The following is a 12,523-nucleotide window of genomic DNA, read 5'->3' on the forward strand; positions in this document are numbered from 1 at the left end:
GGGACGTCACCCGCACCGGTTCCGTCCCGGCCGTGCTGTGCCGCTCCGCCCGGTTCTCCAGGCTCCTACGGCAGGCGTGGTCGAGGTGGTGCGGTCCGGACAGGTCCAGTGCGACCGGCCGGGTGTGGGGAGCGCCTCCAGGCTGTCGAGGATCTTCGGCAGCCGCAGGAACGTCGGGTTCTGCTAGGCCTCGACGAGACCCTTCGCGTCCCGGGCGAGTGCCGTGAGACGGGAGATCGCGCGGAAGTACTTCTTGCGGTAGCCGCCCTTCAGCATCTCCTCGCTGAACAGCTTGTCGAACGGCACTCCGGAGGCGAGCACCGGCACCTCGCGGTCGTAGAGCCGGTCCGCGAGCACCACGAGCCGCAGGGCGGTGGACTGGTCCGGCACCGGACCGACGTCGGTCAGGCAGACCGCCCTGATGCCGTCGGTCAGCGCGCCGTACCGGCTGGGATGCACGCGCGCGAGGTGTTCCAGCAGGTGCGGGAAGTGGTCGAGCGAGGTGCCGGGGGTGGCGTACGCCGCCTTCGTCACCTGCTCGTCGCTGTACGGCGCCGGCGCCTCGGGCAGGCCGCGGTGGCGGTAGTCCTCGCCATCGATGCGCAGGGTGCGGAAGTGGGCGGACAGGCCCTGGATCTCGCGCAGGAAGTCCGCGGCGGCGAAGCGGCCCTCGCCGAGCTTGCCGGGCAGTGTGTTGGAAGTGGCCGCGAGGGCGACACCCGCGTCGACGAGCTTGCCGAGCAGGGTGGAGACGAGGACGGTGTCGCCCGGGTCGTCGAGCTCGAACTCGTCGATGCACAGCAGACGGTGGCCGGAGAGCGTCTGGACCGTCTGCTGGAAGCCCAGCGCGCCGACCAGGTTCGTCAGCTCCACAAAGGTGCCGAAGGCCTTGAGCGCGGGCGCGGCCGGGGTCGCGTGCCACAGGGAGGCGAGCAGGTGGGTCTTGCCGACGCCGTACCCGCCGTCGAGGTAGACGCCGCGGGGACCGGGGGGCGTCTTGGGCGCCTTCGGCTTCCCGAAACCGAAGAGAGAGCGCCTGGCGGTCACCGCGTGCGCGCCCCCGAGCCCCCCGGTGAAGCCTTCGAGTACGCGGACGGCCTCGCTCTGGCTGGGCTGGTTCGGGTCCGGGATGTACGTCGCGAAGCGGACCGAGTCGAAGCGCGGGGGCGGCACCATCTCGGCGACGAGGCGGTCGGCGGGGACATACGGCTCGCGGGAGGACAGGGAGAGCGGAGCCGTTTCGGATATCGGCTCGATCCCGGACGCGGCTGTGGATGACGGCACGGCTCACCACCTTAAAGGCCGTGTCACACTGCATGACATGCAACGCCTGTTCCCTGTGACCGACGAGACAGTGGCCCGACCGGGTGGTACGGCGCCGGACGGTGAGGGGGCTCCCGGTGCCGGCCCGGTCCTTTCGCCCGGCGCCGTTTCCGGCGACCGCGAGTGGACGCTTCATGAGCTGGCCGCGGCGTACGCCTACCCCGAGACCGGTCCGGGCGGCCGCGAGCCCTGGCTGCGCGCCAACATGATCTCCACGCTCGACGGGGCCGCCCAGCACGACGGCCGCTCCCAGCCCATCTCCTGCCCCGCCGACATGCGGATCTTCGGCGTGCTGCGGGGGCTCGCGGACGTGGTGATCGTGGGTGCCCAGACGGTACGGCAGGAGGGATACCGCCCGGCGCGCGAGCCGGAGGCCTTCGCGGCGCTGCGGAAGGAGGCCGGGCAGGGACCCGCACCCGCGATCGCCGTGGTGAGTGCGAGTCTCGAGCTGGACTTCTCGGCGCCCCTGTTCACCTCGCCCCTGGTGCCCACGCTGGTGCTCACCGGGACCGCCGCTCCGCCGGACCGGGTGACCGCCGCCGAGAAGGCGGGCGCCCAGGTGGTGATCGCCGGGGACGGCGTGGGTGTGGACCCGGTCCGCGCAGTACGCGCCCTCGCGGACCGCGGCATGACCCGGCTGCTCGCCGAGGGCGGCCCGCGCCTGCTGGGGCAGCTGATCGCGTCCGGGGCCCTGGACGAGCTGTGCCTGACGGTCTCTCCGATGCTCACGGCGGGTGACGCGCAGCGGATCGCCGGAGGCCCCTCCGTCACGGTGCCCCGGCGGTTCGCGCTTGTGTCGCTCCTGGAGGAGGACGGGTTCCTGTTCGGCCGCTACGGCCGCGCCTAGACGAGGTGGCGCCACATGTGGGCCGGTTTGCTCCGCAGATTCCGGCATGTGATGGAATCAACCGTTCCGCTTATTTCCCGAAGGGCACACTCGATCTCGTGGTGCCCGTCCGATCGCGGGGCAGGATGGTTTCCGCAAGACCTCGGAGGCCACGCAGGAGAGGTCCTCCGGGGCCCTCAAGGACTCGAAGAGAAGAAAGGGCGCCCGTCGTGTTCACGAGCGTACTGATGATCGAGAAGGCCCTCACCTCCGCCGACGTGGAGTTCGTCACCACCCTGCACGGTGACGAGTCGGTCTCCTTCCGCGTCCTGCTGCAGCCCCGCGGCGACCAGGCGGACCGCCTGCTGCGGGCCATCGACGACATCGCGCTCGGTGAGCTGGACGAGGCGGCGCACGAACGGGACACCCCCGAGGGCAAGGATGCCGCGGCCCTGGGGCGGCAGGCCCTGGATGTCTCCCTGGCCGCCCTGCACGCGGCGGGCAGCGAGGCCGAGGGCCGGCTCATCGAGGACCATCCGCTGGACGCGCTCAGGACGCTCGTCGCGGAGGTCGACGCGGACGAGGTGATCGTGCTGACCGACCCCCACTACGTGGAGGAGTTCTTCCACCGCGACTGGGCGTCGAGAGCCCGGCACAAGGTGGGCGTGCCGGTGCTGAAGCTGTTCTCGCACAGCAAGGCGCAGTGACCGGTCGGTGTAGGTGGTGCCGTGTGGCACGCAATAGGCTGGGCCGCTGAACGCACGCCGTACCAGCACTCAGGAGACACGCATGGCACCCGGCCTCCCCACCGCCATGGACCGACCGCACTTCATCGGCATCGGCGGCGCCGGAATGTCGGGCATCGCGAAGATCCTGGCCCAGCGCGGCGCCAAGGTGGCGGGGAGCGACGCGAAGGACTCGCCCACCGCCGAGGCCCTGCGCGCGCTGGGCGCGACAGTGCACGTCGGCCATGCGGCCGAGCACCTCGCCGACGACGCCACCTGCGCCGTCGTCTCCTCTGCGATCCGGGCGGACAACCCGGAGCTGGCGCGGGCGGCGGAGCTGGGCATCCCGGTGGTCCACCGCTCGGACGCCCTGGCCAGGCTGATGGACGGCCTGCGCCCGATCGCGGTCGCCGGCACCCACGGCAAGACGACCACGACATCGATGCTGGCGGTGTCCCTGACCGAGCTGGGCCTCGCCCCGTCGTACGCGATCGGCGGCGACCTGGACGCACCCGGTTCCAACGCCCTGCACGGCGACGGTGAGATCTTCGTCGCCGAGGCCGACGAAAGCGACCGCAGCTTCCACAAGTACGCGCCCGAGGTCGCGATCGTCCTCAACGTCGAACTGGACCATCACGCGAACTACGCGTCCATGGAGGAGATCTACGAGTCCTTCCAGACCTTCGCGGGCCGGATCGTGCCCGGCGGGACGCTGGTGGTGTCGGCGGACCACGAGGGCGCGCGTGAGCTGACGCGGCGGCTGGCGGGATCGGTGCGGACGGTGACGTACGGCGAATCGGAGGATGCCGACGTCCGTATCCTCTCGGTGGTCCCGCAGGGCCTGAAGAGCGAGGTCACGGTGGACCTCGGCGGCTCCGAGCTGACCTTCACGGTGTCCGTGCCCGGCCGCCACTACGCGCACAACGCCGTGGCCGCGCTGGCGGCGGGCGTGGCGCTGGGTGTCCCGGCGGCGGAGCTGGCCCCCGCCCTGGCGGCGTACACGGGCGTGAAGCGCCGCCTCCAGCTCAAGGGCGAGGAGTCCGGCGTCCAGGTCATCGACTCCTACGCGCACCACCCGACGGAGATGACGGCGGATCTGGAGGCGATGCGAGCGGCGGCCGGCGAGGCCCGCATCCTGGTGGTCTTCCAGCCCCACCTCTTCTCCCGCACCCAGGAACTGGGCAAGGAGATGGGCGAGGCGCTCGCGCTGGCGGACGCCTCGGTCGTCCTGGACATCTACCCGGCCCGTGAGGACCCGATCCCCGGCGTGACGAGCGAGTTGATCATCGATGCGGCGCGGGCGGCGGGCGCGGACGTGCAGGCCGTCCACGACAAGGTGGAGGTCCCCGCGGTCGTGGCGGGAATGGCGAAGCCGGGCGATCTCGTTCTCACCATGGGAGCGGGTGACGTCACCGACCTCGGCCCGCAGATCCTGGAACGTCTCGCACAGAAGTGAAACAAAAGTAAGGGGCTGGCCTTCATGTCGTACGACGTCGATAAGCCGGACGAGCAGTGGCGGGCGGAGCTGACTCCGGCGGAGTATGCGGTGCTGCGCCAGGCCGGCACGGAGCCTGCCTTCGTGGGTGAGTACACCGACACCAAGACCAAGGGCGTCTACTCCTGTCGGGCCTGCGGCGCGGAACTCTTCACCTCGGGCACGAAGTTCGAGTCCCACTGCGGTTGGCCGAGCTTCTACGATGCACGCAACTCGGATGCCGTGGAACTTCTGGAAGACCGTTCCCATGGGATGGTGCGGACGGAGGTTCGTTGCGCTAGGTGTGGCTCCCACCTTGGACACCTTTTCGAGGGGGAGGGTTACGGTACGCCGACAGATCAGCGGTACTGCATCAACTCGATCTCGCTGCGGCTGACACCGGACGAGGGCTGAACGCAACCAGCTGACGCCGGATGGGATGATGCCCGCAACAGGGAGTTCTGTGCGGGCATCATCACGTTTCACCAGGCCCGGGTACGTCAAGGTGTCCGGAGATACGGCGCCGACGTCGCGGCCACCGCTTTCGTGTCCGGCGGGCACGTCGTCCCGACGTCGAAGCTTCGAGGCATCGCCGCTTGCACCTCCGTAATACGCGTCATACGGTTGCTGTGTGGCGAAGACCCGGATCACCATCAGCCTGGAGCAGACGCAGGCCGAGCGCATCAGACAGCACGCGGAGCGGTCGGGCATGGATGTCTCCGCGTACCTGGTGCATGCCGCGACCCGGCAGATGGCGGAGAGTGATGCCATAGAGGAACAGTTCGCAGGGGTGGACGCGCTGATCGTCCGGGCGGAGCGGGAAGCAGTCGACCTTCCCGAAGAGCCCGCTGCGGCGTCGGTGGAGCTGACGGAGCAGGAGCGCCGCGAGGTCGAGGAGGCCCTCGGGCTCGTTCACGGCCGGGACCAGCAGGGCCGGCGGCCGGGGCATGCCGCGTGAGCGCTCGAGTGCCGGTCTATGACACCGGCATGCTCATCGCGCTCGCCGATCGCAAGGCGAAGGCGATGGCGCTCCATGAAGGACTGCGGTCGGCCCCGCACCGAGCGCTGGTGCTCGGCCCGGTTCTTGCCCAGGTGTGGCGCCCCCGTCCGGCGCTGGTGTACTCCCTGTCCGGGGCGCTCAAGGACTGCACCGTCCCTCAGGCCCGTACGTCCGAGCCGCCGATGCGGGAGACGAAGGCGGGCCGTCCGGAGTGTCTGGCCTGTGTCACGGGCCCGGACCTGGTCGACTGGCGGCGCATCGGCACTGCGCTGGGGCAGGCGGTCCTCCCGGCGAAGAAGCGGCCGGACGCGGTCGACGCCTGGGTGGCCCTCGCCGCGGTCCGGCACGGCAGCGCGGTCATCTTCACCAGTGACCCGGAGGACATCCGCGCGTACCTGGCGGTGTTGGCTCCGCCGGACGTGCATGTGGTTGCCGTCTGACGATGGCTTGCCGCATGAGGTCGGTGCGCTTCAGGGCGATCGATGGGGCTCATGGGATTGAAGGGTGTGCAGCTGGCCGAGCTTCTACGATGCACGCAACTCGGATGCGGTGGAACTGGTGGCCGATCATTCACACGGGATGGTGCGGACGGAGGTGCGGTGCGCCCGGTGCGGATCGCACCTCGGGCATGTGTTCGAGGGGGAGGATTCAACGCCCACTGACCGGCGGTACTGCATCAACACGATCTCGCTGAGGCTGGTGTCGACAGTCGTCGGCGGACTGAGGGCGGGCCTGTACGCAGGAGCCCGTTGGCGGTGTGGCTTCGCGGAGACGGGTTGATCACGGAGCGGCTTCGTAAGGCAGCATGAGTTCGTGCAGAGCCCTCCTTGCGGTCCCTTCACCTGGGCGGATTACCAGGTCGGCCACGCCGGAAGTGCCGGCGGGCCGGCAGAGGTCTGCCATGTCCCCCACCGTCCATCATGTCCCGCCACGCCACCGGGCACTCAACGTCCCGTGGTACGCGGTGCGTTCCGGTCCGCTGACCGGTCACACCCTCACCACGCTCCGGTACTCCACCGCCACCGGCGCGGCAGGTGGCAACGTCGCCCGCTTCCCACGCGGTGGCATCCGCCAGGTTCCCCAGCCAGTCGAGCAGGGTGGCGCGGACGTGGTCGACGCGCGGATCAGGCAGTACCGCGGTGACGAAGAGCGCTGCCGGAGCCGTTGCCGAGTAGACCGTGTCCTGGTGGTTGACCAGGCCCTGCCCTGTCGCACATAAGGTGCGTGCTTTGCACGGGAGCCAGTGCCGCAGCGATGCGGGTCAGGGCGGCCGATGGCCGGGCCCCGGCGTGGCGGAGCGCGTAGTCGCCGGTGCTGACGAGGGCGCCGTCCTCGGTGCGGGACCAGTCGGTGCGGGTCCAGTAGCCCTGCGTCTCGAGGAAGGCGGCGGCGAGACGCTCGGGGTCGGCGACCTGAGTCCGGGCGGCGAGGGCGGCGACGACACGAGGAGTGGCGTCGGCGGGGAGGGCAGCGTCGCCGAGGGCGGGGAGCAGGAGGAGCAGACGAGCGTCGGGGTCGTCGGTGCTGCCGCCCGGGAGACCGTTGTCCACGGCGCCGATCAGTTCGGGCCAGGAAAGGCCGGGGCCGCGGAAGTGGCCTTCGTCCGCTGTGATCAGTTCGGCTTCCTTCCAGGCGGGATGGTGGACCAGGTAGTCGACGCCTTCGTCCTCCTCGAACGCGCGGTAGACGACGTGGAGGCGGTGGCCGTCGGCGAGCGGGACGGTGAAGACCGGCCATTCGGGGCCGGCGAGCAGACTGTTGAACAGCGTCGCGGCCTCCGAGTCGTCCTCGCCGTGGAGGAGTTCTTCGGCGAGTTCGTCCTGGGCGTAGCTGTGGAGGTGGCCCTCCCAGAAGACCGGGTCGTTGAGCAACTCGGGGCGATGGGTGTACGGCCCACCCTCGTAGCCCGGTATGTCGATTGGCATGCGCTCATGATGCCAAGGTGCGGAGGGGGCGCCGAGAGGTGGGTGAGCACGCCCGAGGGGAAGCGTGGATCGAGAAGATGCTGCGGTTGGCCGTCCTTCTACGACCCGAAGGACAGCGACGCGGTGGAACTGCTGGAGGACCGCTCGCACGGGATGGTCCGCACCGAGGTGCGCTGCGCCCGCTGCGGATCGCACCTGGGGCACGTCTTCGAAGGCGAGGGCTATGCGACACCGACCGACCAGCGGTACTGCATCAACAGCATCTCGCTGCGGCTGACGCCCGACGAGGGCTGAGCAGGCACCAAGGCCCCCTCGGCTCCCCCGGAGCCGAGGGGGCCTTCGCACGGGTGCGGCACGCGGCGCCGGCAGCCCGCCGTGATCAACCCTATCTGAAGGGCTGTCTCGCCGTGGACTCGCTCTGGCTCCACAAGTCCAACGGCAACGGCAACGGCGGCGGCATCGCGCCGGTGCGCACCGGCCCCGCGGTCGTGATCAGGGCGAATGTCGCATCGGTGGCGAAGCTCGCCGCCGACGGCACGCGCTGAGCGGACACTTCGCAGCGGGATGTCGCCGGCGATTCCTCGGCTTCCGGTGCGTCGGGTCACATGTGCGGATAGCATCCTGCGCACGCCCTGTGCCGCACCGGACACGCAGTCACTCCTCGCGCTCGTCCCCCGCCCCCCGTTCCCTGGCTCGCTCTAGGACGACGATGTCTCGACGGACACCGACAGCTCTCCGGCGCAGTCTCGCCTCCATACGTCTCTCCCTGGTCCTCCTGGCGCTGGTCCCCAGTGGCACCCCCGCCGCCAAATGGGGCGTGACGACGACTCAGATGCCGTCGGAGGGGCTGCGATTACGCGCCCGGACGGGGCTGGGCAGGCCGACCGGCGCATGGGGACGGCCCCGGTGAACACATCCGTCCCTTCGGCTCCGCCCGCCGACCGCTCGTGAAGGACACCGACATGACGCCCCCCATCCCCGCCGCGCACACCCAGCTCGACCAGTTGCTGACCGGACTCGTGGACCGGGTCGCCGACGTCAGCCACGCCGTGGTGCTCTCCGAGGACGGACTGGTCGTCAGCAAGTCCATGGGCTTTCCGCGCGACGACGCCGAACGGCTGGCAGCGACGGCGTCCGGTCTGATGAGCCTCGGCAAGGGAGTTAGCCTCGACTTCGGAGGCGGCCCGGTGCGACAGGCGCTCATCGAACTGGCCCGCAGCTTTCTCATCCTCACCTCGGCCGGACCCGGTGTCCATCTCGTCGTCCTCACCGGCCCGGGCGCCGATATCGGTGTGGTGGCGTACGAGATGAACATGCTGGTGAAGAAGATCGGCGAGCACTTGAGCGCGGCACCACCTGCGGACGTCGCCGGCTCCGACAGCGGCGAGTGAGGTGAGCGTAGGCGATTGCTGTGCGATGCGCGGGAGCGCACATCGTGCAGGGACGTTCTGCTCGCCCCGAACGAACAAGCACCAGGAGTCCCCGGAACTTCGGGCACGTCACCCGCCATGATGCCGCAACACTCGGCGTCTACACTCTCCCGGAAACGGCCCTCGCGACATCGGCCGGGACATCGTCGCTCCTGCCACACCCGAAGGGTATTCGGCGCTTTGATACGGATAGATTCAGTCACCAAGCGGTACCCGGACGGCACGGTGGCGGTCGACCGGTTGTCGTTGGAGATACCTGACCGCTCGATCACCGTCCTCGTCGGTCCCTCGGGCTGCGGCAAGACGACGACCCTGCGCATGATCAACCGGATGATCGAGCCGAGCGAGGGCACGATCAGTCTCGACGGAGTCGACATCAGCCGGCAGCCGGTGAACTCACTGCGCAGGTCGATGGGTTACGTCATCCAGAACGCGGGGCTCTTCCAGCACCGCACCGTCGTCGACAACATCGCGACCGTGCCCCGGCTGCTCGGCTGGAGCAAGGACCGGGCCCGGGCGCGGGCTCGGGAGCTGATGGAACGGGTCGGTCTGGACGCCTCGTTCGCCAAGCGCTACCCGTACCAGCTCTCCGGCGGACAGCAGCAGCGTGTCGGCGTCGCGCGGGCGCTCGCCGCGGATCCACCCGTGCTGCTCATGGACGAGCCTTTCTCCGCCGTCGACCCGATCGTGCGCAAGGGTCTGCAGGAGGAGCTCCTGCGCATCCAGGAGGAGTTGGGAAAGACCATCGTCTTCGTCACCCACGACATCGACGAGGCGATCCGGCTCGGCACGATGGTCGCCGTCATGCGGACCGGCGGCAGGCTCGCCCAGTTCGCGCCGCCGGCCGAGCTTCTGTCGTCCCCGGCCGACCCGTTCGTGGAGGACTTCCTCGGCGCGGACCGCGGTATCCGGCGGCTTTCCTTCTTCACCTCCGAGGCGCTCGAGCTGAAGAAGACCCCGATCGTCGCCGTCGACTCCTCCGCCGAGCAGATCGCCTCCCGCGGAGGGACCGACGTTCCGTACCTGCTCGTCACCGATCTCGAGGGCAGGCCGCTCGGCTGGAGCGAGCCCGAGGACCTGGTCGCCGGGCGGATCGAGGCCGACCGACTGCTCACGTACGGGCGGCCGTTCGTGTACGGCAAGGACTCGCTGCGGGCCGCACTCGACTGCGCAGTGCTCTCGCCGGCCGGCTGGGCCGTGGCCGTGGACGGCGACGGCCGGGTCGTCGGGGTCGTGTCGCAGCAGACGATCGGTGAGGCGATCCGCGACGCCCACGCGGCGGATCAGCGGGACGAGAAGGTCGCCGGATGAGCGGGTTCTTCGACATTCCGAGCGACCTGCAGCACAGCTGGCTCGGTCTGATCGGCCTGCATCTTCGGGAGGCCCTGCTGCCGGTTCTGGCGGGTCTGCTCGTCTCCCTGCCGGTTGCCCAACTGTGCGTACGGTTCCGCTGGCTGTACCCGCCCGTGCTGGGCGTGACGACCGTGCTGTACGCCATTCCGTCGCTGGCCTTCTTCGTCGTCCTCATCGACTACACCGGCCAGACCGAACTCACTGTGATGATCCCGCTGGCGGTGTACAGCCTGGTGGTGCTCGTCCCGGCGATCGTGGACGGCGTCCGCTCGGTCCCGCCGGAGACACTGGCCGCGGCCACGGCCATGGGCTTCGGACCCGTACGCCGCTACCTCCAGGTGCAGTTGCCGATCGCCGTCCCCGCGATCATCGCCGGACTGCGCGTGGCCACCGTGTCCAGCATCAGCCTGGTCAGCGTCGGCATGCTGATCGGCAACCAGGGCGCGCTGGGGAACCTCCTCAACGACGCGAACATCTACCACCGGCCCGAACTCGCCTGGAACTCCGTGATCACCACGGCCGTCCTCGCGATCCTGGCCGATGCCGCGCTGGTCCTCGTACGCCTGCTGCTGACCCCCTGGATGCCGAGCGGCACGCGCCGCCGGAAGCGCCGGCCCGCCGCGGCCGGGCCGGACGAGGCCGTGCCCGCCCTGGAGGACGCCCGGTGAACGTACTCAACTTCGTCCACGCCTTCTTCAGCGACAGTGCCCACTGGCACGGCTACGACGGCATCCCCTACCGGGTCTGGGAGCACATCCAGTACACGCTGGAGGCGCTCGCCGTCGCGGCCGCGATCGGCCTGCCGATCGGTCTGGTCACCGGCCACTACGGGCGTGGCGGCAACGTCCTGTCCCTGATCGCCACCGCCGGCCGGGCCCTGCCCAGTTTCGGTCTGCTGGTGCTGATGTTCATCCTGCTCGGGTTCGGCCTGCTGCCGGTGATGATCCCGCTGGTCGTGCTCGCCATCCCGCCGATCCTCGTCACCACCTACGAGGCGGTCCGTTCCGTCGACCCCTCCCCGGTGGACGCCGCCCGGGGCATGGGCATGCAGGAGTCACGGATCCTGTTCCGGGTGGAGTTCCCGGTCGCGCTCCCGCTGATCCTCAGCGGACTGCGCTCGGCGGCCATCCAGATCGTCTCGACCGCCACCATCGCCGCCTACATCAGTCTCGGCGGCCTCGGCCGTTACATCATCGACGGTCTCTACCAGAGGAACTACGAGAAGGTGGTGGGCGGCGCCACGCTGGTCGCCGTGATGGCGCTCGCGACGCTCGCGGTGTTCTGGGCGGTTGCGCGGTTCACGGTCTCTCCCGGGGTACGCAGAAGCGCCTGACGGACGCCGGCGGGCCCGGGGGAGTCCCGGGCCCTCCGGCGTCCGTGCGCGGGTCTCATCCCTCGCTGCGCGCCAGCGCGAGCTCCAGCACCACGAGCAGCGCGTCCCGCACCGAGCCGCGCTCCCGGGCGTCGAAGACGACGACCGGGATGTGCTCGGAGACGTCCAGCGCCCAGCGCACCTCGTTCACGTCGTACTCCACCTTGCCGTCGAAGGCGTTGAGGGCGACCGCGAACGGGATGTCCTTGTGCTCGAAGTAGTCCACGGCCGCGTAGCAGTCGTCGAGGCGCCGGGTGTCGACGATGACGAGCCCGCCGACCGCGCCCTCCACGATGTCGTCCCACATGAAGCCGAAACGGTCCTGCCCCGGAGTACCGAACAGGTACAGCTTCAGGGTCGGGTCGATGGTGATGCAGCCGAAGTCCATCGCGACCGTGGTCGTGGTCTTGCCCGGGGTGTGGGTGAGGTCGTCCACCCCGGCCGCGACCTCGGTGATGGCCGCCTCGGTGGTGAGCGGCTCGATCTCGGAGATCGAGCCGACGGCGGTGGTCTTGCCCACCCCGAAGCCGCCCGCGATCACCATCTTGACCGGCAGCGGCGGTCGTACGGGTGTCTGCGTTGCCGCGCCCGGGGTCCCCCCTGCTCGCGCGGAGCCGTGAGCGCGGGGCAGGGCGGCCGGTTCAGTCGGTGTCACGGAGTACCCCCCGGGAGTCGGGGACGGCGCGGAGGCCGTCGATAACCCTTCGCAGGACGGACGCGTCGCGCGTGACGTCGATGTGTGGCACGTACACCGTCAACTGCCCGGCGGCGCGCAGGTCCTCGGCGAGTACCCGGACCACGTTCAGGTGCAGCCGCAGCCGGGCCGCGATCTCCGCGATGGACTGCGGCTGCCTGCATGCGGCAACGATGTCGTGCTGCTCGAACGAGAGCCGGTCGAGCGCCTCGAGGCCCTCGGCGGTGGCCACCACCTGGGTCTCGACGGGGACCGGCCGGCTGGACGCCGTGGGCGCCACCCGGCCGGCGGTGACCAGGAACGGCCGTACGGCGGCGACGGGACCGAACGGGTCCACCGGGAAACCGTCCTCGTCGGCACCGCGCGGAGTGCGGCCGTCCGCCATGGGTGCTACGTCCTTC

15 protein-coding genes and 3 pseudogenes are annotated in these 12,523 nt (G+C 70.0%); 14 read left to right on the top strand and 4 right to left on the bottom strand.

Features of this window, described 5'->3' with window-relative positions:
• Positions 1–183 precede the first annotated feature (183 nt).
• Positions 184–1,284: a cell division protein ZapE gene (zapE, locus tag VXC91_RS03080; RefSeq protein ID WP_329504887.1), complete on the bottom strand. Its 1,101-nt coding sequence runs from the start codon at positions 1,282–1,284 to the stop codon at positions 184–186.
• 37 nt (positions 1,285–1,321) lie between these two features.
• Here zapE and VXC91_RS03085 point away from each other — a divergent pair, with 37 nt between their 5' ends.
• The 7 genes and pseudogenes from VXC91_RS03085 to VXC91_RS03115 all read left to right on the top strand — a co-directional run.
• Positions 1,322–2,170 (top strand): pyrimidine reductase family protein, encoded by an 849-nt coding sequence (locus VXC91_RS03085; protein ID WP_329504889.1) that lies wholly within the window; start codon positions 1,322–1,324, stop codon positions 2,168–2,170.
• Between the two features lie 209 nt (positions 2,171–2,379).
• Positions 2,380–2,856 (top strand): indole-3-glycerol phosphate synthase, encoded by a 477-nt coding sequence (locus tag VXC91_RS03090; RefSeq protein ID WP_329504891.1) that lies wholly within the window; start codon positions 2,380–2,382, stop codon positions 2,854–2,856.
• Positions 2,857–2,938: 82 nt separating this feature from the next.
• Positions 2,939–4,330 (top strand): UDP-N-acetylmuramate--L-alanine ligase, encoded by a 1,392-nt coding sequence (murC, locus tag VXC91_RS03095; RefSeq protein WP_329504893.1) that lies wholly within the window; start codon positions 2,939–2,941, stop codon positions 4,328–4,330.
• Positions 4,331–4,354: 24 nt separating this feature from the next.
• Positions 4,355–4,762, top strand: a complete 408-nt coding sequence (gene msrB, locus VXC91_RS03100; RefSeq protein WP_329504895.1) for a peptide-methionine (R)-S-oxide reductase MsrB — start codon at positions 4,355–4,357, stop codon at positions 4,760–4,762.
• Between the two features lie 217 nt (positions 4,763–4,979).
• Positions 4,980–5,306, top strand: coding sequence for a plasmid mobilization protein (locus VXC91_RS03105; RefSeq protein ID WP_329504897.1), 327 nt, complete (start codon positions 4,980–4,982; stop codon positions 5,304–5,306).
• Positions 5,303–5,788 carry a hypothetical protein gene (locus tag VXC91_RS03110; protein WP_329504898.1) on the top strand — a complete coding sequence of 162 codons (486 nt, stop codon included), beginning with the start codon at positions 5,303–5,305 and terminating at the stop codon, positions 5,786–5,788. The genes VXC91_RS03105 and VXC91_RS03110 overlap by 4 nt, the downstream gene beginning before the upstream one ends.
• Positions 5,789–5,855: 67 nt before the next feature.
• Positions 5,856–6,128: pseudogene (locus tag VXC91_RS03115) on the top strand (peptide-methionine (R)-S-oxide reductase); the annotation flags it as partial.
• A 344-nt stretch (positions 6,129–6,472) separates the two neighbouring features.
• On the opposite strand, the gene VXC91_RS03120 reads toward VXC91_RS03115, so the two are convergent.
• Complete coding sequence (locus VXC91_RS03120; protein WP_329504900.1) at positions 6,473–7,273, bottom strand: hypothetical protein; 801 nt, start codon at positions 7,271–7,273, stop codon at positions 6,473–6,475.
• Between VXC91_RS03120 and VXC91_RS03125 the strand changes: the two genes are divergently transcribed.
• From VXC91_RS03125 to VXC91_RS03155, 7 genes and pseudogenes are all read left to right on the top strand, one after another.
• Entirely contained in the window at positions 7,229–7,567 is a 339-nt protein-coding gene (locus VXC91_RS03125; RefSeq protein ID WP_329504901.1) for a peptide-methionine (R)-S-oxide reductase, read from the top strand. The genes VXC91_RS03120 and VXC91_RS03125 overlap by 45 nt on opposite strands.
• An 86-nt stretch (positions 7,568–7,653) precedes the next feature.
• Positions 7,654–7,818 (top strand): annotated as a pseudogene (locus VXC91_RS03130) (sugar ABC transporter substrate-binding protein); the annotation flags it as partial.
• Positions 7,819–7,982: 164 nt separating this feature from the next.
• Positions 7,983–8,171, top strand: a pseudogene (locus tag VXC91_RS03135) (hypothetical protein); the annotation flags it as partial.
• 64 nt (positions 8,172–8,235) lie between these two features.
• Positions 8,236–8,664 (top strand): roadblock/LC7 domain-containing protein, encoded by a 429-nt coding sequence (locus tag VXC91_RS03140; RefSeq protein ID WP_329504902.1) that lies wholly within the window; start codon positions 8,236–8,238, stop codon positions 8,662–8,664.
• A 219-nt stretch (positions 8,665–8,883) separates the two neighbouring features.
• Positions 8,884–10,014 (top strand): ABC transporter ATP-binding protein, encoded by a 1,131-nt coding sequence (locus tag VXC91_RS03145; protein WP_329504904.1) that lies wholly within the window; start codon positions 8,884–8,886, stop codon positions 10,012–10,014.
• Complete coding sequence (locus tag VXC91_RS03150) at positions 10,011–10,724, top strand: ABC transporter permease (protein WP_329504905.1); 714 nt, start codon at positions 10,011–10,013, stop codon at positions 10,722–10,724. The genes VXC91_RS03145 and VXC91_RS03150 overlap by 4 nt, the downstream gene beginning before the upstream one ends.
• A complete protein-coding gene (locus VXC91_RS03155; RefSeq protein ID WP_329504906.1) occupies positions 10,721–11,389 on the top strand; it encodes an ABC transporter permease in 669 nt (222 codons plus the stop codon). The genes VXC91_RS03150 and VXC91_RS03155 overlap by 4 nt, the downstream gene beginning before the upstream one ends.
• A gap of 55 nt (positions 11,390–11,444) precedes the next feature.
• Here the strand turns inward: VXC91_RS03155 and VXC91_RS03160 are convergent, their stop codons facing one another.
• Both VXC91_RS03160 and VXC91_RS03165 read right to left on the bottom strand, forming a co-directional pair.
• Entirely contained in the window at positions 11,445–12,083 is a 639-nt protein-coding gene (locus VXC91_RS03160) for a GTP-binding protein (protein ID WP_408057322.1), read from the bottom strand.
• Positions 12,070–12,507, bottom strand: coding sequence for a DUF742 domain-containing protein (locus VXC91_RS03165; RefSeq protein WP_329504908.1), 438 nt, complete (start codon positions 12,505–12,507; stop codon positions 12,070–12,072). Before VXC91_RS03165 ends, VXC91_RS03160 begins: the two co-directional genes overlap by 14 nt.
• Positions 12,508–12,523: the final 16 nt, after the last annotated feature.

It is taken from the genome of Streptomyces chiangmaiensis (genome assembly GCF_036281785.1).
Classification (GTDB): domain Bacteria; phylum Actinomycetota; class Actinomycetes; order Streptomycetales; family Streptomycetaceae; genus Streptomyces; species Streptomyces chiangmaiensis.

Excerpts from the sequence above, each read along its gene's own strand:
- VXC91_RS03165 (WP_329504908.1), bottom strand. The coding sequence starts at position 12,507 with ATGGCGGACGGCCGCACTCCGCGCGGTGCCGACGAGGACGGTTTCCCG.
- VXC91_RS03140 (WP_329504902.1), top strand. The coding sequence starts at position 8,236 with ATGACGCCCCCCATCCCCGCCGCGCACACCCAGCTCGACCAGTTGCTG.
- msrB (WP_329504895.1), top strand. The coding sequence starts at position 4,355 with ATGTCGTACGACGTCGATAAGCCGGACGAGCAGTGGCGGGCGGAGCTG.
- murC (WP_329504893.1), top strand. The coding sequence starts at position 2,939 with ATGGCACCCGGCCTCCCCACCGCCATGGACCGACCGCACTTCATCGGC.
- VXC91_RS03085 (WP_329504889.1), top strand. The coding sequence starts at position 1,322 with ATGCAACGCCTGTTCCCTGTGACCGACGAGACAGTGGCCCGACCGGGT.
- VXC91_RS03120 (WP_329504900.1), bottom strand. The coding sequence starts at position 7,273 with ATGCCAATCGACATACCGGGCTACGAGGGTGGGCCGTACACCCATCGC.
- VXC91_RS03125 (WP_329504901.1), top strand. The coding sequence starts at position 7,229 with ATGGGTGTACGGCCCACCCTCGTAGCCCGGTATGTCGATTGGCATGCG.
- VXC91_RS03150 (WP_329504905.1), top strand. The coding sequence starts at position 10,011 with ATGAGCGGGTTCTTCGACATTCCGAGCGACCTGCAGCACAGCTGGCTC.